This window comes from Streptomyces sp. NPDC050658 (assembly GCF_044457025.1).
Lineage (GTDB): Bacteria > Actinomycetota > Actinomycetes > Streptomycetales > Streptomycetaceae > Streptomyces.
This window is the reverse complement of the sequence record NZ_JBITGM010000003.1, coordinates 550,682-574,639: the sequence shown is the minus strand read 5'-3', so window position 1 is coordinate 574,639 and position 23,958 is coordinate 550,682. Positions and strand designations below refer to the sequence as shown.

The following is a 23,958-nucleotide window of genomic DNA, read 5'->3' as shown; positions in this document are numbered from 1 at the left end:
TGGGGAGTCGCGGTCATCGGCTTCCTTTCGGCTTCGGCTCAAGGGGCGGGCATGCGCAGCGTGGGAACGGTCCTCGCACTGGTGGTACTGGCCACGATGGTGGCGACCTTCGCCCGCCGATGGCGCGTCCCCGCCCCCTCGCTCCTTGTGGTCGCGGGTCTTGCCGTGGCGCTGCTGCCCGGCGCCCCGCAGATCGAGATCAGCCCCGAGATCATCGGCCTGGTGGTCCTGCCGCCGCTCCTCTACGCGAGCGCCGAGGAACTGTCCTGGCGTGAGCTGCGCCTGGTGTGGAAGCCGGTCGGCGTGCTCGCGGTGGGCCTGGTCCTCGCCTCCGCCGCGGCGGTCGGGGCGGTCGCGGCTCTGCTGACACCGCTGTCGTGGCCGATGGCACTGGTCCTGGGCGCCGTGCTCGCCAGCACCGACCCCGTCGCCGTCACGGCACTGGGCCGACGGCTCTCGCTGCCGCCCAAGGTGCAGGTCCTGGTGCAGGCAGAGAGCCTCTTCAACGACGCCACGTCCCTCGTCCTGTTCCGGGTCGCAGTGGGCGTGACAGTGGCCTCCGCGGCCGCCAACTGGCAGGCGGCGGCAGGGGAGTTCGCGCTCCTCGCGGGCGGCGGCAGCCTGGTGGGCGCCGCCCTGGCGTGGGTGGTCACGCTGATACGGCAACGTACCGAGGACCCCGTCCTGGAGACGGTCACGGCGCTCGTCACCCCCTACGCCGCGTACGTCCTCGCGGAGACGGCCCACACCTCGGGCGTCACGTCGGTCGTGGTGGCCGGAGTCATCCTCGGCGGCCGCGGCGACCGGCTCACCACCGCGCCGATACGCCTCCAACTGCACGCCGTCTACGGCACGTTGATATTCCTCCTGGAGAGCGTCGTCTTCAGCCTGATCGGTCTCGCGCTGCCCGCGCAGGTGAAGTCCCTCACCGCCGACGACCGGGCCTGGCCGCTGTACGCGCTCGCCGTCGCCGCCACGCTCGTCGCCGTACGACTGCTGTGGCTGGCCCCGCTGTCGGCGGTCGTGCAGCGCAAGGGCGGCGTCGGCAGGCTGAACTGGCAGGTGCCGGTGGTGCTCACCTGGGCGGGCACCAGAGGCGTGGTGCCGCTGGCCGCCGCCCTGTCGATCCCGGTCGTGGCCGATGACGGCACGCCGCTCACCGAGCGCCCGCTGGTGCTCGTACTGACCACGTCGGTGGTGGTGGTCACCCTCGTCGTGCAGGGCTTCACGCTCGCGCCGGTCGTCCGCAGATCGGGCATCGCCCTGGAGCCCGAGCACACCGAGCGCGAGGAGGCCGCGGCGCGCAGCAGTCTTGCGGGCGCGGGCCTGCGGCGCCTTGAGGAGATGGCCGATCTGGAGGCGGTACCCGAGGTCGTGCTCGACCGGCTGCGCAGAGGTCTCGCGGCCCGCCTCGAAGCGGCCCAGGACCGGCTCGCCGACACGGACGGCGACGGACGCGGCCAGGAGTCGGCGGACCGCGTCTACCGACAGCTGCGGCGGGACCTGATCGCGGTCGAGGCGGGTGAGCTGCGGCGCCTCTACGAGGAGCACAGCATCAGCGACACGACACGGCGGAAGCTGCAGCGGTCGCTCGACCTGGAGGAGGCGCGGCTCGCGGGGGCGTGAGCGACATGTCTCGTCTCGGCTCGCCCGGAACCGCTCAGCGGAATTCAGCGGAACTCGGCGAGCCGGGGCCGCAGTCCGAGAGAGGTGAACACCGCCACCCCGAGCAGTGCCCCGCCCGACCAGGGCAACAGCCCCGTCAGGTCGGCCCGCCCGGCGGTCACGGACGCCGCGTAGTACCGCTTGTTGATGTCCGTGACGTGATCGAGCGCCTTCATCCACGTGCCGAAGTGGTCGTTGGACGTGCCGGGCTCCCAGCCCATGCAGAACTCGGCGGCCTCGTGCTCCCTGCCCTGGGCCACCAGGCGGCGGATCTTCACGTCGTCGTGCTGGTAGACGGCGTACGCCTCGACGGTGCGCTCGGCGGCGGCACGCTCGCCGGGGAAGGTGATGTTGTCCAGCTCGCGCCGGAACTCCCCGGTGAACCGCAGATCGTGGTGGTCGGCACGGTAGGCACGCCAGGTCGCGTCGATCCGCTCGGCGTACGAGGGCAGGCCGGCGCCCGGAATGCCGTACAGCTTCCGGGACTTGGCGTAGAAGGACGCCTCGTAGCGGTCGCGCAGAGCGGGATCGAGCAGATAGCGGCTCTCGTCGGCGTTGGCGTCGTAGGCGATGGCGCGCGCCCGCGAGAGCGCGACGACCGAGTCGAACGCGTCACGGCGGGCGACCCGCAGGTGCTCGCGCTCGCCGACGAGGGTCTGGGAGCCCAGCACGATCGCGAGCAGCGCGCACAGCGTCGCGGCGAGGACGCCGGGATTGAGGACGCGGCGGAACCGGCGTGCCAGCCACCACTGCAGGGCGGCCAGGACGGCGAGCAGCGCGGCGCCGCACGCCGCGAGCGCGATGAGCTGTCCGGTGAGGGCCGAGCGCGCCGCGCTGTACTCGGCCTCGAAGTTGCCGTTGTTGGTCTCGACCAACTCCTGGGCCCTCGGCGCGAGTTCATCGCTCAGCAGGCGGGTCGCGGTGCGGTAGTCGGCGCGGGCCGCCGCCTTGCCGCCGGGGCGTTCGTCGTTCTCCAGGGCCCGCCCGACCAGCTCTTCGTAGCGTGCGTAGGAGTCGGTGAGGGAGTCCACCGTTCGCTCGGCGGACCGGTCCCCGTCCGCGGCCACCGCGAGGGCGGTACGGCACGTCGAGCCGCCCCTTGCCCGCGTCACCGCCGGCGAGAAGCATGTTGGCGACCTGTGCGTCCATGTCGTTGAGCGCGAGGTCGAGCCCGGCGGAGCTGGTGGTGCGCGGCGCGTGCCGTTTCTCCACGGCGTCCCAGGCGCCCGAGGCGGCGAGCCCCGACAGGGCGAGGAGCAGGAGCAGCGCGGCGGACAGCAGCACGATCAGTGCGCGCACGGCCTTGAGGCGGGCGGGCAGGGTCGACGGGCTCAGGCGGCGCAAGACGTCCCGGCGGCGGCCGCGCCGCGTCCCCACCGGGCCACCGGTCCGCGGCCCCCCTCGTGGCTGCGGACCGGGAGGCCCGGCGGGCGGCGGGGCGACCGTTCCGTGAGGTGTCTGCGCGCCGGTCCTGGCCCCCGCTTCAGGACTGCGCGTCGTACCGGCGGTGACAGCCACACGCCCTCCAACGTCACGCCACGGACGGTCGCCCGTCCCCCGTGGCGGAAAGTCTGCGCCGGGAATCGGCCGGGCGTGCGATCCGTTGACGGTGCCTTGACGAGGGTCCGATGTCCCTTGACGGTGCCTTGACGAGCTTCCCGGGAACACCGCTAGAGGGGCGCAAATACCGGTCTGTGCAGGGCCTTTCGAGCCGACCTCCGGGATACATTCCTCTTCGGCCGCCGGACAGGCAGCGGACGTCAGTGGCATGACCGACCAGGACGACGCGCTTTCGGCCTTCCTCCGGCAAGTCGTCGTCCGAATGTCTCCCGGGCGGCCGAGCACGCGCCGGCGCCACGTCATCCCAGCCGCCGACGCCCGTGTGCAGCCTTGAGGTGCCGGGGCCCCGGCACCTCAAGGCCCGGCGGCCACCACACCCGCGTCCCTGCCCGGCCGATTCCCTGCCCGGCCGCGTCCCCGCCCGGCCGCGTTCCGCGCCGGGCCTCTGACACGAAGTCTCCGAAGGCTCCCATGCGCCCCGCCGCTCCACCGCAGACCCCGCCCACCCGGCCGCGCCCCGCGCCCTCCCGGCCGCGCTGCGCTGCCTTGCTCCGCCCTGCGCAAGGCTCGTACAGACACTCGGCCGGACACTCGACCGACCCGATATCAGGGCCCCGTCAGGAAACCCCCGACAGCCTTGCCCGCCCCTGACCCACCGGCTTCGATGAGTGACGTGAACAGCGAGTGGCTCCTTCTCGACCGGCCGCCTCATCAGGCGCCCCGTCGCGAGCCCCGCTGCCCGGAGAATCCCGCGTCCGCCACGCGCTGACGCGTTCACCTCCCGCACCCAGGGGCGCCGAGACTCGGTCCGGCGCCCCTTTCCGTGCCCGTCCGCGCGCCACGTCTCACGGCCCCGGACGCGCACGCCTCACTCCACCTGACAACTCCTGGATGGATCATGTCTTCCGCAACCCTCACCTCCCGTACGGTCCTGGTCACCGGAGCCACCTCCGGCATCGGCCTGGAGACGGCCCGGCAGCTCGCCGCGCGCGGAGCCGTCGTCCTCGTGCACGGCCGCACCGCCGAAGAGGCACGCGCCGCCATGGACCGCGTCATCGCCACGACCGAGGCCGATGCCGCCCAACTCTGCGCGTTCTCCGCCGACTTCAGCCGTCTCGACGAGGTGGAGGAGATGGCCCGCAAGATCGCGGCCGAACACCCGCACCTGGACGTCCTCGTCAACAACGCCGGCATGGCCGCGCCCGAGCGCCACACCATCACCGCCGACGGCAACGAGATCGCCTTCCAGGTCAACTTCCTGGCCCACTACCTGCTGACCTGCCTCCTGGAACCGGCGCTTGTCAGCTCACCCGGCGGACGTGTCGTCAACGTCTCCTCCTCACTGCACCGCACGGCCGCGATCCAGTGGAACGACCCCAACCGTGCCCGCCGTTACGCCCGTCTGGCCGCCTATGCCCAGTCGCAGCTGGCCCTGACCGTGTTCGCCGCCGACCCTCGCGTCACCGCGGTCTCCGTCCACCCGGGTGTCTGCGCCACGGATCTGCTCCCGCTGTACGCGCAGGAGGGGGTGCCCGCGGCCGAGGGCGCCGCGCACGTGGTCCGGCTCTGTGACCCGGCGACCGAGATCGTCAACGGCGCCTACTACGACCGTGCCGAGCGCGTCGACCCGGCGCCGGCGGCCACCGAGGAGCGCACCGTCAAGCGACTCAACAAGCTCGCCGACCTGCTCGTCGGCCGCAGCGCCACCTGAAAAGCCCATCCCCGAACAGGAGTTACGCCATGTCCAAACGAGCCCGCAAGAAGAAGGCCCGCCGCAAGAAGAGCGCCAACCACGGCAGCAAGGCCGGCCAGAGCTGAGCCGGTGATCCGGGGTGCGGGGCACGGTACGTCCCGCACCCCGGAAGCCCCGCACCCCGGAAGCCCCGCACCCCGGAAGCCCCGCACCCCGGAAGCCCCGCACCCCTGACCCCGAACACGAAGGGAACTCACCCGTGATCGAGCTCCAGCCCCGTGAACTCCCCGCTCTGGCATGGCAGTTCCCTGCCGACGTACCCGGTCCGGCCGCCGTCGGCGAGCATGCCCTGCGCACGGGCAAGGGCCGCTGGTGGGCCGACCGAGTGGAGCAGCCCCGCACCCTCGCCGTCTCCTGCGCCGGCCACGTCCTGCTTCGCGGTGCCACGGACGGCCTGACCCCTGAGGACCTGGCCCCCTTCGCCGACTCGCACATCGACGCCCCCGACCGCTTCCTCCCGCTCCTCGGTGCGGCCTTCACGCGCCTCACCCCAACGGAGCGCATGGTGTGGACACTGCAGTCACCGCCGACGCCCGGCACACCCCCGCGCGGCGTGCGCGTGCGCCGCATCGAGCCCGCGGACACGGACGCACTCCAGGCTCTGGGGCCGGACTCCGCCTGGATCACGACCAGTTGGGGCGGCCCGGCGGGCCTTGCGGCATCGGGGCACGGCTGGATCGCCACCGACCGCACCGGCACCGTCCTGGCCATCGCCTGCACGTACTTCCGCGGCTCCCGCCATGAGGACGTGGCTGTCCTCACTCACCCGGACCACCGCCGCCACCGCCTCGCTCTCGCCTGTGTCACCGCCCTGTGCGCCGACATCACGGCGCGCGGCCACACCCCGAGCTGGAACTGCGCCACCCTGAACCGCGCCAGTCGGCTCCTCGCCTGGACGGCGGGATTCCGCCTCGTGCGCGAGTACGTCCAGTACGCGGTGGGCAGCCCGGCGCGCCGGGAGCTGATCACCGCATAGGGGTTCTGCGATGATTCAATGATTCCTGAATTCAGGAATTCGTGTACTGTCATTGGTGTGCTGACACTCGCCGCTGACATCGACGTCCTTGCGCGGTTCGGCCGCGCCCTCGCCGACCCCATCCGCTGCCGCATCCTGCTCGCCCTGCGCCAGGCCCCGGCCTACCCGGCCGACCTCGCGGACGCGCTGGAGATCTCCCGCACCCGTCTGTCGAACCACCTGGCGTGCCTGCGCGACTGCGGCCTGGTCGTCACCGTGCCCGACGGCCGCCGTACCCGGTACGAACTCGCCGACGAACGCCTCGGCCATGCCCTGGACGACCTGCGCGCCGCCGTCGTGGCCGTCGAGGCGGACCGCACCTGCCCGGACGCCGCCGAGAAGGGCTGCTGCTGAATGACGGCGATATCCCTCGGCCCCAGCTCCGTGCGCCGCGATGTCCTGACCCGCCGCATACGCCTGCTGGTCGCCGCGACGATCACGTACAACGTCATCGAGGCCGTCGTCGCCGTCACGGCCGGGACCCTCGCGTCATCCACCGCGCTGATCGGCTTCGGACTCGACTCCGTCATCGAGGTCTCCTCGGCGGCCGCGGTCGCCTGGCAGTTCTCCGCCCGCGATCACGCGGTGCGCGAGGCCAGGGAGAAAGCCACGCTGCGAATCATCGCGGTGTCCTTCTTCGTGCTCGCCGCCTACGTCACCGCCGACGCCATCCGTGCCCTGACCGGAGCGGGGGAGGCGGAGTCGTCCTTGCCCGGCATCGTCCTGGCCGCGCTCTCCCTGGCGATCATGCCGTTCCTCTCCGCCGCCCAGCGCCGCGCGGGCCGCGAACTCGGCTCCGCCTCCGCGGTCGCAGACTCCCGGCAGACCCTGCTGTGCACCTATCTCTCCGCGGTCCTGCTCGTCGGCCTGGTTCTCAACGCCGCGTTCGGCTGGTCATGGGCCGACCCGATCGCCGCCCTGATCATCGCCGTCGTAGCCGTGAAGGAGGGGCGCGACGCGTGGCGCGGAGACGCCTGCTGCGGCCCGATGCCGACCGCGCCCTCCGGCGTAACCGTCGATGCCTGTGGGTGCCGTACCGGCTGCGACTGCTGCTGAGCCGACCGTGCCGACCGAGCCACCGAGCCACCGAGCCCAGTCGTATCAAGTTTCTCGGCCCGTCGGCGCCTGATCACAGTCAGTAACCATAGTACCGAACTGGCCGAATGCTCCCGCGGCTGGGAGACCGCCCGCCGGGCAGCGGCGGCCCCGGCGGGACGGGCGGGAGGGCGGACGCCGTCCGGCCGGGCACCGGGAGTCCGCCGGCTTCCGCTCGGGGCGGCGGCCCTGTCCCACGTGCCCGTGAGCACGTGGCCGTGAGCCTCCGTGCACCGGCGCCGCACCGTCTGAGTGCGGCGATGGACGGGTCCGGTCACGGATCGCGACGCTCGCCTTCCGCATGGCCGAAACCTACGTCTGGGCAACCGAACAATCTTGGGATTCCCTGGTCATACGCCTCTCCAGGCACTTAAGTACCAGTCGGGCGCACCACCCCGTGCCACCCCGTGCCACCTCGTGCCACCTCGTCCCGACTGCCCCGAGAGTCCTTCTGCCTATGGCCGCCAGTGCACACCGTTCGGTGTCGTGCTCACACCACTCGGCGAGCCGCAGGTCCCTGCATCGCCGTCAGAACCGGCCGGTCGCCGGGTGACAGCGCCCAGACCGTCGAACCCGGCAGGACGATCGAACCCGGCAGGACGATCGAACCCGGCCGGTCGAGACACCGACCTCTACGCGGCCGTGCAGGACATCCAGGCGGGCTACTGGATGCAGATGCGGCAGGTCCTCGCCCGCACGGGCAACTGGCCGCAGTGGACATCCCGTACGCAGGTCCTGGGCGTCGTCGCGGCCCAGGCAAACGTTGTCGAGCTGTGGCTGAAGGAGGAACCGGAGAGCCTCGCCGCCCGCGTGATGTACGCCAGAGTCGCCGCCGAACGAGTGCTGCAGGCCCACCGCAGGAACTGGGCGCGTGACTACCGGCGGGCGGACGACCTGGAGAAACTGGTGGCGCGGGCCCGGGAAGCGTGCGCCAAGGCGGGTGAGGGCAATCCCCACGACTCGGTGCCCTGGATCTGCCGACTGGCCCTGGCCGAATCGGACGTGACCGGACGATACCCGGAGCATCACGTGGCTCCGCCGCCCCATGAGTACCTGCTGCCCGGCGGACCCTGGGGCCTGCTGGGAGAGGTGCACCGGCGGGACCCGTTCAACCGCGAGGCATGGCACCGCATGTCCCAGGCGCTCCAGGCCCGCCCGGGTCCCGCGGGCCGCCAGGCCGTCGCGACGGACTTCGCCCGCTGGACGGTCTCCTTCGCGCCGTCCGAGTCGCCCCTGCTTCTGCTGCCCCTCTACGCCCGTGTGCAGGAGCTCCGGGAGCGACGGGACAACGGCGCCGAGGGCATGCTGAACCTGCTGTGGACCAGGGAGGACACCACCCGGGCCGTCACGCGGGCCTTCGAGGGCTGGTTCCGGAAGTGCGACCCGGCCACCAGTTCCCAGATGGATCTGAACTACCTCGCCTACGCCTTGGCGAGGGGCGGCTTCGCGCACTGGGCGACCGAAGTGTTCGACGCCATCGGCGACTTCGCCACGCCCGCCCCGTGGCAGTACGACCCCCGGCACCCCAAGGACCAGTGGCGGAAGGCATTCGAGGAGGACCGCGACGCCTGCCGGAGATCCCACCCGCGGCACCTGGGAGGCCCCACATGACCGCCGACCAGGCAGCCCCATGGGCGGGCGCCGCCACGTCCCGCGTCCCGCCGGTGGCCCGGCAGCCGTCCCGCCTGCACCCCCCACTTCAGCTTCCCCGTGCGGAGAACCCATGACTTCGATACGAGCACCGCGCCAGCAGCCGACGACCCCGGCCGACGACGACGGGGAGGACGCACGCATCCTCCAGTCGCTGGGCTACACCCAGCAACTGCACCGCCGGATGGGGGCCTTCGGCAACTTCTCGGCCTCCCTGTCGGTCATCTCGATCATGTCGGGGACCTTGCTCCTGTTCGGCTACGGCCTGAACTCGGGAGGCCCCGCGGTGATCACGTGGGGGTGGCTCGCCGTCGGACCGCTGGTGCTCTGCCTGGCCGCGGCCCTGGCGGAGATCACCTCCCGCTACCCCACCAGCGGCGGCCTGTACTACATGGCCCGCCAGCTCGGCGGCGAGCGGTGGAGCTGGTACACCGGCTGGCTCAACCTCCTGGGCCTGCTCGGCGGAATCGCCGCCCAGGACTACGGCATCGCGACGTTCACCGCCGCGTGGATGAACCTGCAGTTCGGCTACACGCCGACGCCGGGCTCCCTGCTCGCCCTGTACGCGGTCATCCTCGCGCTGCACGCGGTCCTGAACCTCTTCGGCACCCGGCTGATGAACATCCTGACGTCGCTGAGCGCGTGGTGGCACCTGGCGGGGGCCGTCGTCATCATCGGCTCCCTGACGCTCGTACCCTCCCACCACCAGTCGGCCGGCTTCGTCTTCTCCGAGTTCACCAACAACACCGGCTGGAGTGCCCCGGTGTACGTGATCCTGCTGGGCATGCTCCTTCCGGTGTTCGCCCTGGCCGGCTACGACACCTCGGCCCACCTGAGCGAGGAGACCAACCACGCCTCCGTCGCCGCGGCCCGCGGGATCTTCCGCTCGGTGGCGGTGTCCTGGATCGCCGGCGGCATCCTGCTGACCACTCTCCTCTTCGCCATCCAGGACTACGCCGCGACCCTGGCGGGACCGACCGGCGTACCGGTGGCGCAGATCCTGCTGGACGCGCTGGGCATGGCGGCGGCCAAGGCCCTGCTGCTCGTGATCATCGTGGCCCAGTTCCTGTGCGGCTACACCGTGACCGCCAGCGCCAGCCGGATGATCTATGCCTTCGCCCGGGACGGCGCCCTGCCCGGATCGGGGCTCTGGAAGAAGATCAGCCGCCGCAGCGCCATCCCCGCCAACGCGGTCTGGCTCGCGGTCGCCGTGGCGTTCGTGCTCGCGCTGCCGTCCCTGTACTCCCCGACGGCGTTCTCGGCGGTGACCGCCATCTCGGTCGTGGGATTCACCTCGGCGTACGCCATCCCGGTGCTGCTGCGACTCCTCCACCGCGACCGATTCACCCCGGGGCCCTGGAACTTGGGCCGCTGGAGCCGGCCGATCGGCTGGGTGGCGGTGGTGTGGGCGGCCGCGGTCACGGTGCTGTTCCTGCTGCCGCAGAGCAGCCCGATCACCGCGACGACCTTCAACTACACCCCCGTGGCCGTAGTGGTGGCCTTCCTCATCGCCGCCCTGTGGCGGCGGTTCGGACGCGATTCCTACCACGTGCCCCGCTCCAATTCGCCGACCGAGGACAAACAGTTCGAAGGCATCATCTGATGGCAGCAACACCTCAGCGACCTCAACGACCCATGGGAGTACGGTGACTGGCGTCACGGAATCCATCGAATCGGCACAGCAGCTCACCGTGGCCTGGCGGGCCCTGGTGCTCGACCGCGACGCGGACGCGGATGTGCGGGACCTCCCCGGCATCGCCGTCCGCTGGGCCGACTGCCGGTTCTCGTTCTACAACTGCCTCACGCTGACCGACCAGGAAGCAGGGGCCGATCTCGTCGCGCAACGCCTGGGCGAGGCGGCGGACATCATGCGCGCGAAGAAGCACCCGGGCTTCCTGTGGCTCTTCGAGGACCTCCTCGACGACGAGGCCCGCGCCGCGCTGGCCACGGCGGCCGAGCAGGCCGGCCTGGAGTACGCCTTCCCCGGCACAGGCATGGCCGGAGACCTGCTGCCCGTCCCCGACCCGGTCCACCCCGACCTGACCTTCGTGCGGGTGAGCACCGACGAGCACCTGCGGGCCTACGCGGACCTCCAGTCCCACGCCTACGGCTTCCCCTTGGAGGAAGGCCGCGACGGCCTGGTCGGATCCGCGCACTGGAAGAGCGGGATGTACGCCTACCTGGCCATGCGGGGCGACGTTCCGGTGGCGAGCGCCGCGACGGTGGAGGCGGAGGGCCGCCTCTTCGTCGCCTTCGTCGCCACCCACCCGCAGTGGCAGCGCAGGGGCTACGGCGAGGCGGTCACACGCAAGGCGCTGTACGAGGGCGCACTGGCCACCGGGCTCACCCGCGCCACGTTGCACGCGACCGTCGCCGGGGCCCCCGTATACCCCCGGATCGGCTTCTCGCCGAACACGCCCATCCACTTCTACGGCCTGAAGGAGTGAGCCGACGAGGCCGGCCGGCCCAGGGGGAAGTTCGCCGCGCATGACCTGCTGCCCGTCTGCCCGTCAGCCCGTCAGCCCGTCAGTCCGTCAGCCCGTCTGCCCGTCTGCCCGTCAGTCGGGCAGCCAGTGCAGCTCGTGCGCGAGGGTTTTGGCGACGGCTCGGGCGCGGCGGTGCAGTGGCGACTGTTCGCGCGGAAGGACCAGGTGGATCGTCAAGCCGGGTGCGCCGTGCAGGGGTCGCCAGGTGATGCCGGGCGATGGTGCCGTGGCGGCGGCCTCGCCGGCCGGGGCGAGGGTGAGCCCGTCGCGCAGATCGCGCTGTGACATGTCGAAAGAGACCGTGGGCGTGTGGAATCGGGGCTGTGGCCGGGTGTCTTGGAACAGTGCGGCCAGCTGGTCGTGGATCACGGGGTTGGCCGCACGGTCGGGGAGCCGCAGTGGATACGCGGCCGCGGCGGCGATCTCGATCTCCGGGTGTTCGGCCAGCGGATGGTGCTGCGCCAATTGGACGCCGATCCGCTGACGCCGCAGCAGGTACCGGCGCACGCCACGGCCCGGCTGTTCACCGCGGGTGATCCCCGCGTCGATGCGGCCGTCGGCGACCGCGGGGGAGATCTCTGGCGTCGCCATCGGGACCGCGCCGACTTGGAGTCCGCTGTTGTCGCGCATCAGCCTGTCCACCAGGGCTGGTACCGTCTCGGCCCCGGTGCTGAGGCTGTATCCGATGCGCAGCGTGCCCAGTTCACCGGCCGCCGCGCTGCGGGCGGTGTCCCATGCCCGGTCCAGCGCCGCCAGTGCGGGCGGCGCGGACTCCGCCAACGCCGCACCGGCCGTGGTCAATACGACGCTACGCGTGTTGCGGACCAGCAGGGCCGTTCCGAGTTCCGTTTCCAGTCGGCGCATCCGGGCGCTGAGTGCGGGCTGCGCGATACCGATCCGGGCGGCCGCGCGGGTGAAGTTCAACTCCTGTGCCAGCACCAGGAAATACCGCAGGCTGACCGTATCCGGTGCCATGGGCCCTCCCTGCCGATTGATAACTATCCGTTCTGAGCCTATCCCGAATTGATCTTTCCCCTGACCCCAAGTCAGGCCCTAGCCTGCGCATATGGCGATTCAGACGATCCAACTGATGACCGCGGTCCCGGACATCGCACTCACCCGGCCCGCCGACACCGATCTGCACGGAGGCCGTCATGCATAGGCTTGTTGTCTTGTATTCCAAGCCCGCCGACCCCGACCATTTCCGCGACTACTACCTGACCAACCACATTCCGCTGGTCAAGAATTGGCCCGGACCGCTTGCGTGGCGCTACAGCTTCGACGTGGGGGCGATCGAGGGAGCGTCGACCGAGGCGGAAGCGCCGTACTTCGCGGTCTTCGAAGCCGACTTCGCCGACGCCGCCGCCATGAACGCGGCGCAGGCGACGCCGCACGGCAAGCGGCTGGCCGCCGATGTCGCCAACTACGCCACCGGCGGTGTGGTCATCATCCACTATCCCGTGCAGGACGGCACCGGCTGAGCCAGCCCGATACGCCACGGGACGCGTTCCGTCGCCCCGAGGTTGCGTTCAACTCGGGTTGAGTCGGCAGGGTTGCGGACCACCGGCCGCCGGACGACGGCGGCGACGCATGCGGAGGTGGAACGTGATCGAGGCGCTCACCGTGACCGAGGCCGCGCAGGCACTTCGGGACGGGACCGTGACCAGCGTGGGGCTCGCCGAGGCGGCCGCCGCGGCCGCCGAGCGGCTGGACCGGTCGCTCGGGGTGTATGTGACGCGATTCGACGAGCAGGCGCTCGCGGCGGCGCGGCGCGCGGACGAGGAACTGGCGCGGGGGACGGACCGCGGGCCGCTGCACGGGATCCCGCTCGGGGTGAAGGACACCATCGCGGTGGCGGAGGGTCCGACCACCGCCCAGAGCCTGGTCCTCGACCGCGACTGGTGGGCCGGGCGGGACGCCCCGGTGGTGGCCCGGCTGCGGGCCGCCGGGGCGGTCGTCACCGGGAAGACGACCGCGATGGAGTTCGGCTGCGGGCTTCCACAGGAGGACAAGCCGTTCCCGTTCCCGCGCAACCCCTGGCGGACCAAGTCCTGGGCCGGGGGCTCGAGTTCGGGCTCCGCGAGCGGCGTGGCGACGGGGATGTTCCTCGCGGGCATCGGCAGTGACACCGGCGGCAGTATCCGTATGCCCGCCGCGTTCTGCGGGGTCAGCGGATTGATGCCGACGTATCGCCGCGTCCCCGCGGACGGCTGTGTACCGCTGGGCTACAGCCTCGACCGCGTCGGTCCGCTGGCCCGCACGGCCAGGGACTGCTCCGCGCTCCTGCACGTGATGGCGGGAAGCGCGGATCCCGGGTCAGACCTGCCCGAGTTCACCGAGCCCCGGTTCGGCGGCGACCTGGCCGGGGTCCGGGTCGGTGTCGTCCGTGAGCACCACTTCCCGGCGGACGGCGACGCGGCGGTGCCCGGGGCGTTCGACAAGGCCGTGTCGGTACTCACCGGGCTCGGCGCCTCGGCGGCGGAGATCCGGCTGCCGTACTGGCCGGAGCTGATCACCACGGTGTTCGTGACCGCCGCCAGTGAGGGCCTCGCCTACCACCGCGGCGACCTGTCCAGGCGCTGGGCCGACTACTGCGTGGCAGCACGCGGCCTCCTCGCGACGGGAGCCCTCGTGTCCGGCGCGGACTACGTCCAGGCGCAGCGCGTGCGGACGGTGGCGCAGCAGGCGCTGGACGAGCTGCTCGACCGGGTGGACGTGATCGTGTGCCCGACCGCGTCGATCGGGGCGCCGCCGTTCGACGCCCTGGCCGACGAGGCGGGCCATCAGGACCACGCGGGCGTGTTCGGGATGATCCACACCCCGTACTGGAATGCGCTGGCCAACCCCGTACTGGCGGTGCCGATGGGCTGCACTGCGGCGGGTCTCCCCCTGTCGATGCAGATCGCGGGTCCGGTGGCGGGCGAGACGGCGATCCTGCGGGTCGGCGACGCGTACCAGCGGCACACCGACTGGCATCTGCGCACCCCTGATCCGGTGGGCACGGCAACGGAGTTGAGCGCATGACCGGGCCGCGGGACGAGTCCAGGGTCCGGCATCTGCTGGCCGCCGCCGGCCTTCCCGCGGAACGGGCGGACGACGGGGAGGTCGCCGGATTCGTGACGGCGTACGTCGTGCAACGCCCGGCCGTGGACGCCCTCTTCGAGGTGTCGGCGGCGCGCTACGCCAGGCCCGTACTCGGCATGGAAGCCACCGTCAGAAGGGACGAGGGGGGTGAGCCCGCATGAGCCGGGAGGCCCGCATGAGCCGGGAGCGCCTGGTGATGGCGCTGGCCTGCGCCGGGTCGTTCGTGGTCATCCTGGACGCCACCATTGTGTCGGTGGCGCTTCCCGACATCCGGGCCGCGCTCGGCTTCTCGTCGGCCACGCTGCCCTGGGTGGTCAACGCGTACACGCTCGCCTTCGCGGGGTTCCTGTTGCTCGGCGGCCAGTGTGCGGACGTGTTCGGTCACCGGGTGACGCTGCTGACCGGCATGTCGCTGTTCACGGCGGCCCGGGTGATCGGCGGCCTGGCCGGCACACCGGAGACGCTCCTTGCCGCGCGGGCGGCGCAAGGGCTCGGCGGGGCGCTGCTGATGCCGGTGACGCTGTCGCTGCTGACCATGACCTTCCCCGAACCGGCAAGGCGGGCCCGGGTGTTGGGCACCTGGAGTGCGGTCGGTTCGGTCGGTGCCGCGGCGGGACCGGTGATCGGCGGCGTCCTCGCCCAGTTCGCCGGGTGGCGGTGGGTGTTCTTCGTGACGGTGCCGATCGGGGCGCTGGTCATCGCCGGTGCCGCGCGCGGGTTGCCACGGCACGACCTCACAGGACGCCCCCGCCTCGACGTGGTGGGCGCCGCGCTGGCCACCGCAGGTCTCACCGGCCTGGTGTACGCCGTGATGCGGGCGCCCGTCACGGGCTTGACGAGCCCTCAGGTCGCGGGACCCCTCATCGGCGGGGCCGCACTGATGGCGTTCTTCCCCCTCCACCAAGCCCGATGGGCCGCACAGCCGTTGCTGCCGCTCACCCTCTTCAGACTGCGAGCGGTGAGCAGCGGCAACGCGGTGATGTTCCTGCTGGGCCTCGGCTTCTTCGCCAGCCCGATCCTGCTCTCGCTGTACCTCCAGGACGTACACGGCTGGACGCCGCTGCGTGCCGGGCTCGGCTATCTGCCGGTCGGCGTCGCCATGTTCGCCGGTGCCCGGGCGGCCGGGCCGCTGACGGTACGGCTCGGGCCACGCCGCGCCTGTGTGCTGTGCTGCCTGGTGGGCGCGGCCGGGTTCGCCGGTGTCGCGGCCTGCCTGGGCAGGGACAGCTCGTACGCGCTCACCGTGGTGGTGTCCGGCGGGGTGTTCGGCTTCGGGACCGCCGCCGCGTTCACCCCGATCACGGTGGTGGCGACCAGCGGCGTCCCCGCGGAGCGCAGCGGTCTCGCCGCGGGCGTCCTGAACACCGTCCGGCAGACCAGTGGAGCGGTCGGTCTAGCCGTGGTCAGCGCGGTGTCGGCGTCCGCCGCGGCAGCTTGGGCCGCCGCCCACCGAGGGCGCCCCGGCGGCACCGGGGCGGCAGCACTGGCCCATGGCCACACCGTCGCCTTCCTCGTCTGCGCCGCGTGTGTCGCGGCTGCGGCGGGTGTGGCGTTCCTGACCATGCCGCGCGCCGATCAGCCCATCAGGCGGGGGAGCCGGGGACGGTCGCCCGCAAGGCCGGGCACTCTTCGAGGCCGTCGCCGTGAGCGCAGCCGAGGAGCCGGGTGAGATAGGAGCGGGCGGCGTCGAGGCGGGCGATGTGTGCTTCCAGCTCCGCGATACGGCGACGCACGGTCTTCTGCCAGTCGGCCCCGGACTCGTCGCCGCCGGACCTGTCGGCTCGATGGCCCCGGCGGAGCAGGGCGTCGATCTCCTCGATGGACATCTGCCCTGTCTCCCGCCACAGCTTGATGAGAGCCACGCGGTACAGCTGCTCGGAGTCGAAGTACCGCTGCCTGGACCGCCGGTGCGGCTCGACAAGCCCGCGTCGCTCCCAGTAGTGCAGCGTCGAGAGCGGCAGCCCGAACCGGTCCGCCACCTCCCGTATCGGCGTCAGTTCCTCCATGCCCCCAGTCTCCCGCACCAGTTCCTACAACCAGTCCCGCCGCTTGAAGATGAAGTACAGACTCACGCACACCACGGCCATCAGCAGAATCGCGAACGGATACCCGGCCGCCCACTTCAGCTCGGGCATCGTGTCGAAGTTCATGCCGTAGATCGTGCCGACCAGTGTGGGGGCGAAGAGAATCGCCGCCCACGACGAGATCTTCTTGAAGTCGTCGCCCTCGCTGCGTTGGCCTGCAGGAATCGCGATCTGGGGCGTGTTGACCTGCAGGGATGAGTGTTTCCGGAGCTTTCACCGTGACGTCGATTTGCAGGGTTGATTCTCCCCAGGCGCTCCCCGGGGCGGCTTCATTCTCCCCAGATTCTCCCCAGCTGCGGCTGCTGGGACGCGTGGGTCGTTGCTGGCCAGGAGGCCGATCCAGGTGTCGGGACGGCTACGCAGCCTCTGCCCGGTTCCGTTGAGATCACCATCCCTTCCCCGGGAAGCGGGTTGTTCCGGCCGTTGTCTGTGTCACCGTTGCACCTGTCGATGATCGGCGGTGCGAAGGGGGGATGGCGTGCGACTGTCCCGGGAGGTCACGGGGTGGGCGTTCATCGCCGATGTGGAGGGGGTTCGGCATGCCGGTCTGGCCGTTGGGCTGGCCAGCATCAGCCCGTTCACCACTGGAGGTGGGGCGGGAGGCAGCCTGTTTACCCGTGCGTACGCGCGGGGCCTCCAAGCTCTCCTCTCACTGGACGAATTGCCGTTCAGTCACCCTGTCGCCCCCCTGTGGTCTGTCACGCAGGACGCAGGAGATGTGCTGTCTATTCTGGGCCCCGACGGCACGACCTTCGTGCATGACCTCGACGTGGAGGTACCGCCAGGATGGCGGGAGGCGGCGGACGCCTCGGGCTCGGTCTTGCTGGTCGTGTCCCACGTGCTGCCTGCCACAGACGATCCGCTCGGCGCGTTGGCCTTCGAAACGCAGCGAGGGATGGTGTGCGCCGGCGTCGTGCGCTTCGGTGAGCTTGTTTATGAGGAGGACGGCCACCCCACAGCCAAGTTCGTCATAGACCCCGTCGGGGTGCTCATGGAGCTGGCGAACTACGTGTGCGACCGGGTCATGTCGTTGGACGAGGCGAAGCGACGGGCACGCGAAATAGAGCTGACGCAGCAGGCCCTGGCGGAGCACCACGCGATGTCCGCCGACGCGGTGGTGGGTCCTCTGTTTCGGGGCGAATTCCTCGACCACCGCGGCTTGGTGGAGTTCATGTACGTCTACTGGCGACTAGTCGTTGAGGTCGCCGATGCCTGCGCGCTGGAGGCTGCCTGGCGGGTCGCGGCCTTTCAGGCCATCGAATTGGGTGTCCAGCTGGTGGCGGACGGGTCCGACCGCGCGGTGTTCGAGGAGTCCGAAGCGCTGTCGGCGCGTTTGATCGACGGGTTGAGGGATCCCGCCGACCTGGAAGCCGCGCTGCTGGCTGCCGCTCGGTTGCGGCTGGCCATCCGAGGGCCGGAGGACTTGGCCGCCGACGACTACGCTCGAGACCTGCTGACTACCTGGTCCGCTCGGCTGATCGCGGACCTGTATCGCACGTGGTTCACCGAAGAGGAGCCCTTCCAGGCGGAGTCTCACCGGCTGGTGGTGGAAGCGGGACATCTGGTGGTACAGGCGCTGGAGTTGGACGGTGGGTCGAGGAGGCCCCGGCTGTGGGCGGTACTGGCGCAGATTCTCGCCGACGAGGAGGGACTTCACCATGGTGCTGCAGGCGCTGCTCTGTCGGCATGGCGCGACTCGTCCGCCGCCGACGAACCGGACCTAGCGCTGTTCCTCCTCAGGACGGTGGGGTTTTCCCCGGAGTTGGCCGACGGGCTGCTTACGGTGGTGTTCGGGACGGTACCGGCTGACTTCGTTGCCGCCCACGACAGCGTAGTGACCGCAAAGGTGATCAGCCAAGGCATCAACCTGGCCCGGGAACGCGACGACCGGCCATTGCTGCGCACCGTGTTGGATTGGGCGGGGCAGCTCGATATCCGGTGGGCCACCGCCCACCGCAGGCAACTGATCGAGGCGCGACTTCATGTGCTGCCCGACGACCCGAGCGAGTGTCTGGATCCCAATCAGGCGCTCTCGGTGTCGTTCCCGGAGTCCTGGACACCAGCGCAACGGTCTGCGGCTCTGCTGCATGCCGCCGCACATGCTCGCGACCGGCGGCAGCCAGCGTTGGGGCTCACCCTCCTGCGGCAGGCGGGCGCCGGTCAAGACGAGGAAGTCCGACTACTCACGGCGGATCTGTACTACCAGTCGGCGGATACAGGCGAGCCGGTCCCGAGCCCTGTCCCGTTCCCATGGGGCTTCTACATGTACGCGGCGCTCGCCTACGCCTCGCTCGACTTCGAGGAATTGGCGCAGGCGAGCCTGGTGCCATTCGTGCAGCAACTGGGCAACCTCCACGGCGACGAACTCAGGGACGCGCTGTACGCGATCATCGTGGACGCGCCGAACTTCGACACGAGCGGTGCACCCGAACTCGGCGGGATGCTGCGCGATCTCGTCCACTCCGCGGTCTGGCAGCTCGCCGCGGAAAGCGAGAGGCTGCCGATGGGGCTGATGCTCGGCCTGCATCAGGCGGGCAAGGGATCGCAGCTGGGCGCGTGGTGGCGCATCGAAGGCCCTCTCGGCCTGCCGGCCCACATCCAGCATTTCATCGGCAAGCTGCGCGACCTGGAGGAGACCTACGCCTCCGGCGGTGCCTTGCCGAACCTGCTCAATGACTTGGACGCCGACCATCGACCTGGAGGCCACGACAACGCGCAGATTGCCCGGAATCTCCGGTGGCGCATCTCGTCGTTCATCGACGACGAGCTGCGCCACCGCTCGGCACCGCTCATCGACGACCAGCACATATGGGCCAAGGTGCATGAACTGCTGGACGATCGAACGGTGTTGTTGACGTGGATCCTGCCCGCGGCGGTGAACGGCGCAGCCGTGCTGTTGGCGGTCACCAGACAGGGCCGGGAGCTCGTGGTGTACCTCGGCGAGGGCGGGGACGAGAACAACGATCGCCACCCGGACGCGGACCGGGTCGAGGAGATCCGGACGGAGATCGAACGCGACCCGCTGTTCGCCGCCGTGACGCCGGAGGGCAGTCGGCTGCTGGAGTCGGCCGGGCTGCCTCTCGGCAGCGGCGAACTGTGGGACAAGTGGCGCGCCCAGGGCAAAGACCGAATCCTGGCCTGGCCGCACGGCGCTCTGCACTACCTTCCCGTACCGCTGTGCCGTACGGGAGGCCGCCTGATCGCCGACGACTGGACTGTCACCACGATTGCCGGCCTCGAAGCCCTGGCACCCGTCGAAGTTGCCGCGCGTGAGCCCCGCACCGTCGTACTCGCCTCCGCTGCCGGGGGCATTCCCTTCGGTCTGCACGCCGAACCAGCGCTGGAAGAGCACGCGCGCAAGGTCGCCGACGCGGTAGGTGCGGATGCCCTCACCGGTCTCGCGGCCAATCGCGACAGGCTGCTCACAGAGATGTCCACAGCGGACGTCGTCCACATCGCCGTACACGGGACACTGGATGAGGCCGCACCCTGGATGCACTGCCTCTACCTCACGCCGGACGGCGATGATGACGGCCGCGTATTCGCCTACGACTTCCTGAGTGTCGACCTGCGCGGCGTTCGCCTGGTCACACTCGCCGCCTGCGAGTCAGCGCTCGGCCGATTCGACCGCGGGGACAACATCCGCGGCATCCCTTCAGCACTGATCACCGCCGGAGTGCAGGCCGTCGTCGGGTGCCTGTGGCCCGTGCGCCCGGAGCCAGCCACGTACTTCTACCATCACCTGCACCACTCAGTCGCACGCGGTGTGGAGCCGGAGCAAGCCTTCCGCGGCGCCCAACTCGCCACGCGTGCCACGTATCCCCACTACCGTGACTGGGGAGCGTTCACCTACGTGCACGGAAGGACTAAGGGAGCCGCCGCATGACCGAGATTCGGCTGCACGGCGTCGAACTCGTGCCGGAACGTACGCTCGGATGTCCGGCGGATGACAGACCGCTGCACGGCAGGCTCACTTTCGGCTGGGACCTGCTGCCAGCTGATCACGAGGGCGCGCCAGCGGGCTGGCCGTCATACCTCAGGGCCACACCCGACCGGCAGTTCCGGCAACTGCTGATGGTGTGCTCGTTTCGCCCCGAGACATCGGAGAACAAGGGCGTGTTCCGCCATGCTTCCCTGGGCGTCGCCTTGTCCACGCCGCAGCGTGACGTATCGCCGATCGCGCGCCTGATCGACCCCGGCGAACGCACCCGCCCAGTCGCCAGCCTTGGGACAGGTGTGAGCTTCACGGTCACGACCGGCGTCCTGGATGTAGGGGTGGACAAGCCGCCCGGAGCCGGACCGGCGAGGGAGGAGTGGATCGCCCGGGGCCACGGCGCTTCCCAGCCGAACCCACAGTGGGAGTTCCGCCGAGTCAAGGGTTGCCCGCTGGTCGGCGATCACCCGGTGGCCGCGCTGGTGGAGCTCGTGCCCGACCGCATGAACATGGCCGAGGTGCTGGTTGCGGCGGAGTTGGAGCACCGTAGTTGGGGCGTCCGCCGTTACCGCGCACAGCTCGCCCCGACACCGCACACCATCGTGCTGGCGGGGTGATCGCCCAACGGAGCCGAACCACCGCGAACATCGGCACCGCGTGTGGTGGGTCGTCGACCTTGGCCCACGTGCCGCGCAAGCCACCGCCCTTGCGCTGAACGAACTGGATGGCCATCCCGGCTCCCGCCTGGACTCCGGCCAGGCGGGTCAGGGCCGCGGTAGCCCTGATCGGCCCACAGGGGCCGAAGCCGCGGAGACTCCCCGGCACGTCGAACCAGCAGGACGTCAGCACCATCGCGGTCGCTGACGTTGGTGGGGTTGGTCCTGGCGCTTTGCGGAGGCTACCTCGGTACGGACACAGCGTTCGGTCATCTCCCCGACCAGGGACGTAGTCAGAAGTCGACCATTGCTTCGACCGCATTCGAGGGTGCGCTGCGCCTGGCAGCGCGGGGCATGGCGATCGGCGGCACCAGCGGCGCGTGAGCGACACCGCTAGTGCCCAGCAGGCACTACGACTCATTGACCCGCACACCGGCAGCACGCTGAATCACTCCGCCGAACCGGCAAGCATCTGGAAGCGGATCGAGCTGAGCCGGGAATGGCAACGGGAAATTGCCGAAGCCCTAAGGGCTGTCCCATGACTCCGGTCGAGATCCTCCGTGGCTGCCGCCTCAGGGACGACGGAGTCTGCCACGCCACGCTCGACGTGCCCGAGGGGGTACCTGTACGCCTACAAGATCTTCGGTAGCCTTCTACGCTTGGCAGATGGCAATGCGGGAACAGCGGACGACGTACGTGGGCGAGTGGTGGCTGCCTGAGCGGCCAGATCACGTAATGAACGGCACCCTGACGATCGGTCCGCGCTACCCGGAGCTGGAGCTGTACGACCGTTCGACGCCGCACTCGGACTTGGCCGAGCTGCAACCCGTGATCCACGGCCGCAGCATGGGCACGAGTCTGACCCTCCTTTCGAACGTGCAGGCTGATGGCTCGTCAGCTGGCTTGGGTGCTCGCCGCGTGGTCCATCGGAGCTTGGTCGTGGGTACGGTCTTGATTGGCGAGTCCCACCTGCGAGAGCAGGACACCCGTTTCAGCCGGGCCTCGCTGCGCCTGGCCCATCTGGATGAATGGGTCAACCGGTCTCCGTACAGCTGGGAGGCGGGACCGCCCGAATCGCTGCAGGCGGTCGACGATCTGCCGGTCCTGACCGCCTCGGTCCCTGGTTGCGAGATTTCCCTGGGCAGGAGTCAGAACACGTGCTTCAGCCGGCTGACGGACGCAGGGTTCAGCAGCCATGAAGTGATTGAGCTTCGGCTCAACGAACGGGTGCCGCTAAATGAGCTGGAGTACCAGTTCGTCCGTCCGCTTGAGCAACTGCTGGCCTTGGCCACCGGCTTTCACAGCAAGGCACTTGATCTTCTGGTGGGCAACGACAAGAGCAACGACCTGCCCTGGCAGGTGACTGCGCACTCCGTCCGGCGTCGGAGTTCCAATCAGGATGAGACCGAGCGGCGGGTGGTCCGCCCGCACATGCGGTTCGGAATGAATAGCAATGGCTACCCGCCGGACATCGAATTCGGGGACTTGCTGCCCCGGTGGTTTGACCTGCAGACACGCTTGTCGGATGTCTGTGATCTAGTCTTCTCTCTCCGCTCCGACGCAAGCGGATACCTGCAACAACGGCTGTTCACGATCGCCTCGGCAATCGAAGGACTGCATCGCGGACTCAACCCAGACCTGGAGAAGAAGACCGCCGACGAGCAAGCCCGGAACGCCGCAATCCTTGCGGCTGTGCAGGAGAAACACCCAGAGCACCGGAAGTGGCTGGCGGACGCCATCGGGCACGCACACCGCAAGAGCTACGCTTTCCGGATTCAGGAGCTGCTGCAGGAGACCGGCGAGGTAATGGCCGGCGTCGTTGGAAACCAGGAGAAGTGGTTCCGGAAGCTGCGCGACGTCCGCAACGAGCTCGGCCATGTGCTGGACTCGAAGACAACCGTGGACCAGATGGTCGGGATGCTCTCCTCAGCCCTTCTCCTTGCTGAGGCCGTTCTGCTGCGGCGGCTCGGGTTCAGCGATGCCGTGTGCCGCCGGTCGCTGGACTACCACTGGGAACGGAAGCAGGTGCGCGCCTTGGTGATGAAGGGATTCCCGGAGTGGTTCGCGGACTCCGGGGAGACACCGGGTGGGTAAGTGCTGGCGTGCGGCAGTTACGGAGGATCTCGACCAGAGCAGGCCCACGTCAAGAAGGTAGGACAGCCCTTAGTCGACGGCTGTGTATCCGGTGAAGTCCCTGACTGGGACCAGCCGCAGCCCAAGCAGTTTCCGATGGTGTCCTATCCGATCCAATTCGACGACTGACTTCGGACGGCAGAAGGCCCGTCAGTAGACGACGGGGCCTTCTTAGCGCACGACGGGGGCTACCTGTGGGACGGTGCTGATGCGGACGATTGCGACGGCGTTGTGCGCGTCGGTGTCTTGCTGCTGTCGCCGGGGCCGCTGGCCAGTGTCAGCAGAAGAAGGATCAGCAGGATGAGCCCGCCTCCGGCGCCCGCCACCACAGCGACGGTGCGGGGGCTGATGGCGCGGCGGTGGCCGCGTACGCGGGTGCCGTCTGCCCGGTAGTAGGTGCGGACGTAGGTCGTGGGTCCGTTGTGGACTAGACGGGGCCGCGGTACGGCAGTGCCGTACGGGGCCGTGCGGCGGGGCGCCGTTCGCGTCTTGGCGGTGCGGGGGCGCTGGCGGCGGTAGTGGCCTTTGACGGGGGTTCCGTCGCGGCGGGTGTGGGGGCGTACGTAGGTCACAGAACCTCGCTGGTGAAGGAGGGGAGCGGATGACACCCCCCAGGGCGGGGCCGGGTGTTCCTCGGCACAACAATCGACAGTAGCGGCGCCAACTGACAATCCATGACGGTCAACACCTTGACGATGTGGGGGAGTTGGAGTCGGTGGCGTCTTTCGGCCTGGTGGTCGCGATGTGAAGGCGGCGGTAGCGCCGGGTGATGTCGTGAAGCCTGGCGCGGAACCGCGAGCATGAGGGAGCAGCGTCTGGGAACGGGGAAATGGACCTGGCCGG

18 protein-coding genes and 1 pseudogene are annotated in these 23,958 nt (G+C 70.1%); 15 read left to right on the top strand and 4 right to left on the bottom strand.

Annotated elements, in window-relative coordinates:
* The first annotated feature begins 51 nt into the window (after window positions 1–51).
* Window positions 52–1,626, top strand: a complete 1,575-nt coding sequence (locus ACIBKX_RS14190) for a Na+/H+ antiporter (protein WP_363275740.1) — start codon at window positions 52–54, stop codon at window positions 1,624–1,626.
* Between the two features lie 44 nt (window positions 1,627–1,670).
* On the opposite strand, the gene ACIBKX_RS14185 is transcribed toward ACIBKX_RS14190, so the two are convergent.
* Window positions 1,671–2,777, bottom strand: a complete 1,107-nt coding sequence (locus tag ACIBKX_RS14185; RefSeq protein WP_363275741.1) for a hypothetical protein — start codon at window positions 2,775–2,777, stop codon at window positions 1,671–1,673.
* Between the two features lie 1,346 nt (window positions 2,778–4,123).
* Here ACIBKX_RS14185 and ACIBKX_RS14180 point away from each other — a divergent pair.
* The 7 genes from ACIBKX_RS14180 (at window position 4,124) to ACIBKX_RS14150 (ending at window position 11,185) form a co-directional block, all read left to right on the top strand.
* Window positions 4,124–4,936, top strand: coding sequence for an SDR family NAD(P)-dependent oxidoreductase (locus ACIBKX_RS14180; RefSeq protein WP_363275742.1), 813 nt, complete (start codon window positions 4,124–4,126; stop codon window positions 4,934–4,936).
* Between the two features lie 241 nt (window positions 4,937–5,177).
* On the top strand, window positions 5,178–5,954 hold the full coding sequence (locus tag ACIBKX_RS14175) for a GNAT family N-acetyltransferase (RefSeq protein WP_363275743.1): 777 nt from the start codon (window positions 5,178–5,180) through the stop codon (window positions 5,952–5,954).
* A gap of 57 nt (window positions 5,955–6,011) precedes the next feature.
* The gene (locus ACIBKX_RS14170) at window positions 6,012–6,347 is read left to right on the top strand and encodes a metalloregulator ArsR/SmtB family transcription factor (protein ID WP_363275744.1); all 336 of its coding nucleotides are present in this window, start codon (window positions 6,012–6,014) and stop codon (window positions 6,345–6,347) included.
* On the top strand, window positions 6,348–7,049 hold the full coding sequence (locus ACIBKX_RS14165) for a cation transporter (protein ID WP_363275745.1): 702 nt from the start codon (window positions 6,348–6,350) through the stop codon (window positions 7,047–7,049).
* Window positions 7,050–7,730: 681 nt separating this feature from the next.
* Entirely contained in the window at window positions 7,731–8,699 is a 969-nt protein-coding gene (locus ACIBKX_RS14160; protein ID WP_363275746.1) for a hypothetical protein, read from the top strand.
* A gap of 112 nt (window positions 8,700–8,811) precedes the next feature.
* A complete protein-coding gene (locus ACIBKX_RS14155; protein ID WP_363275747.1) occupies window positions 8,812–10,341 on the top strand; it encodes an amino acid permease in 1,530 nt (509 codons plus the stop codon).
* 43 nt (window positions 10,342–10,384) lie between these two features.
* Entirely contained in the window at window positions 10,385–11,185 is an 801-nt protein-coding gene (locus ACIBKX_RS14150; protein ID WP_363275748.1) for a GNAT family N-acetyltransferase, read from the top strand.
* Window positions 11,186–11,296: 111 nt separating this feature from the next.
* Here ACIBKX_RS14150 and ACIBKX_RS14145 read toward each other — a convergent pair whose 3' ends face one another.
* Complete coding sequence (locus tag ACIBKX_RS14145; protein ID WP_363275749.1) at window positions 11,297–12,199, bottom strand: LysR family transcriptional regulator; 903 nt, start codon at window positions 12,197–12,199, stop codon at window positions 11,297–11,299.
* 197 nt (window positions 12,200–12,396) lie between these two features.
* Here ACIBKX_RS14145 and ACIBKX_RS14140 point away from each other — a divergent pair, with 197 nt between their 5' ends.
* The 4 genes from ACIBKX_RS14140 to ACIBKX_RS14125 all read left to right on the top strand — a co-directional run bounded on the left by ACIBKX_RS14140 (window position 12,397) and on the right by ACIBKX_RS14125 (window position 15,977).
* Entirely contained in the window at window positions 12,397–12,705 is a 309-nt protein-coding gene (locus ACIBKX_RS14140; protein WP_363275750.1) for an EthD family reductase, read from the top strand.
* Window positions 12,706–12,814: 109 nt separating this feature from the next.
* Window positions 12,815–14,248: an amidase gene (locus ACIBKX_RS14135; RefSeq protein ID WP_363275751.1), complete on the top strand. Its 1,434-nt coding sequence runs from the start codon at window positions 12,815–12,817 to the stop codon at window positions 14,246–14,248.
* Window positions 14,245–14,469: a hypothetical protein gene (locus tag ACIBKX_RS14130; RefSeq protein WP_363275752.1), complete on the top strand. Its 225-nt coding sequence runs from the start codon at window positions 14,245–14,247 to the stop codon at window positions 14,467–14,469. Before ACIBKX_RS14135 ends, ACIBKX_RS14130 begins: the two co-directional genes overlap by 4 nt.
* Before the next feature lie 14 nt (window positions 14,470–14,483).
* Window positions 14,484–15,977: a DHA2 family efflux MFS transporter permease subunit gene (locus tag ACIBKX_RS14125; RefSeq protein WP_363275753.1), complete on the top strand. Its 1,494-nt coding sequence runs from the start codon at window positions 14,484–14,486 to the stop codon at window positions 15,975–15,977.
* Here the strand turns inward: ACIBKX_RS14125 and ACIBKX_RS14120 are convergent.
* Together ACIBKX_RS14120 and ACIBKX_RS14115 are read right to left on the bottom strand one after the other, a co-directional pair.
* Window positions 15,892–16,314 carry a MerR family transcriptional regulator gene (locus tag ACIBKX_RS14120; protein ID WP_363275754.1) on the bottom strand — a complete coding sequence of 141 codons (423 nt, stop codon included), beginning with the start codon at window positions 16,312–16,314 and terminating at the stop codon, window positions 15,892–15,894. The genes ACIBKX_RS14125 and ACIBKX_RS14120 overlap by 86 nt on opposite strands.
* A 24-nt stretch (window positions 16,315–16,338) precedes the next feature.
* Window positions 16,339–16,524, bottom strand: a pseudogene (locus ACIBKX_RS14115) (CorA family divalent cation transporter); the annotation flags it as partial.
* Between the two features lie 346 nt (window positions 16,525–16,870).
* On the opposite strand from ACIBKX_RS14115, the gene ACIBKX_RS14110 reads away from it, so the two are divergent.
* The 3 genes from ACIBKX_RS14110 (at window position 16,871) to ACIBKX_RS14100 (ending at window position 23,076) form a co-directional block, all read left to right on the top strand.
* Window positions 16,871–20,278: a CHAT domain-containing protein gene (locus ACIBKX_RS14110; protein ID WP_363275755.1), complete on the top strand. Its 3,408-nt coding sequence runs from the start codon at window positions 16,871–16,873 to the stop codon at window positions 20,276–20,278.
* Window positions 20,275–20,943, top strand: coding sequence for a hypothetical protein (locus tag ACIBKX_RS14105; protein ID WP_363275756.1), 669 nt, complete (start codon window positions 20,275–20,277; stop codon window positions 20,941–20,943). Before ACIBKX_RS14110 ends, ACIBKX_RS14105 begins: the two co-directional genes overlap by 4 nt.
* Window positions 20,944–21,648: 705 nt before the next feature.
* Window positions 21,649–23,076, top strand: a complete 1,428-nt coding sequence (locus ACIBKX_RS14100) for a HEPN domain-containing protein (RefSeq protein ID WP_363275757.1) — start codon at window positions 21,649–21,651, stop codon at window positions 23,074–23,076.
* Window positions 23,077–23,958: the final 882 nt, after the last annotated feature.

Excerpts from the sequence above, each read along its gene's own strand:
- ACIBKX_RS14190 (WP_363275740.1), top strand. The coding sequence starts at position 52 with ATGCGCAGCGTGGGAACGGTCCTCGCACTGGTGGTACTGGCCACGATG.
- ACIBKX_RS14180 (WP_363275742.1), top strand. The coding sequence starts at position 4,124 with ATGTCTTCCGCAACCCTCACCTCCCGTACGGTCCTGGTCACCGGAGCC.
- ACIBKX_RS14165 (WP_363275745.1), top strand. The coding sequence starts at position 6,348 with ATGACGGCGATATCCCTCGGCCCCAGCTCCGTGCGCCGCGATGTCCTG.
- ACIBKX_RS14155 (WP_363275747.1), top strand. The coding sequence starts at position 8,812 with ATGACTTCGATACGAGCACCGCGCCAGCAGCCGACGACCCCGGCCGAC.
- ACIBKX_RS14145 (WP_363275749.1), bottom strand. The coding sequence starts at position 12,199 with ATGGCACCGGATACGGTCAGCCTGCGGTATTTCCTGGTGCTGGCACAG.
- ACIBKX_RS14135 (WP_363275751.1), top strand. The coding sequence starts at position 12,815 with ATGCGGAGGTGGAACGTGATCGAGGCGCTCACCGTGACCGAGGCCGCG.
- ACIBKX_RS14130 (WP_363275752.1), top strand. The coding sequence starts at position 14,245 with ATGACCGGGCCGCGGGACGAGTCCAGGGTCCGGCATCTGCTGGCCGCC.
- ACIBKX_RS14125 (WP_363275753.1), top strand. The coding sequence starts at position 14,484 with ATGAGCCGGGAGCGCCTGGTGATGGCGCTGGCCTGCGCCGGGTCGTTC.
- ACIBKX_RS14120 (WP_363275754.1), bottom strand. The coding sequence starts at position 16,314 with ATGGAGGAACTGACGCCGATACGGGAGGTGGCGGACCGGTTCGGGCTG.
- ACIBKX_RS14105 (WP_363275756.1), top strand. The coding sequence starts at position 20,275 with ATGACCGAGATTCGGCTGCACGGCGTCGAACTCGTGCCGGAACGTACG.
- ACIBKX_RS14100 (WP_363275757.1), top strand. The coding sequence starts at position 21,649 with ATGGCAATGCGGGAACAGCGGACGACGTACGTGGGCGAGTGGTGGCTG.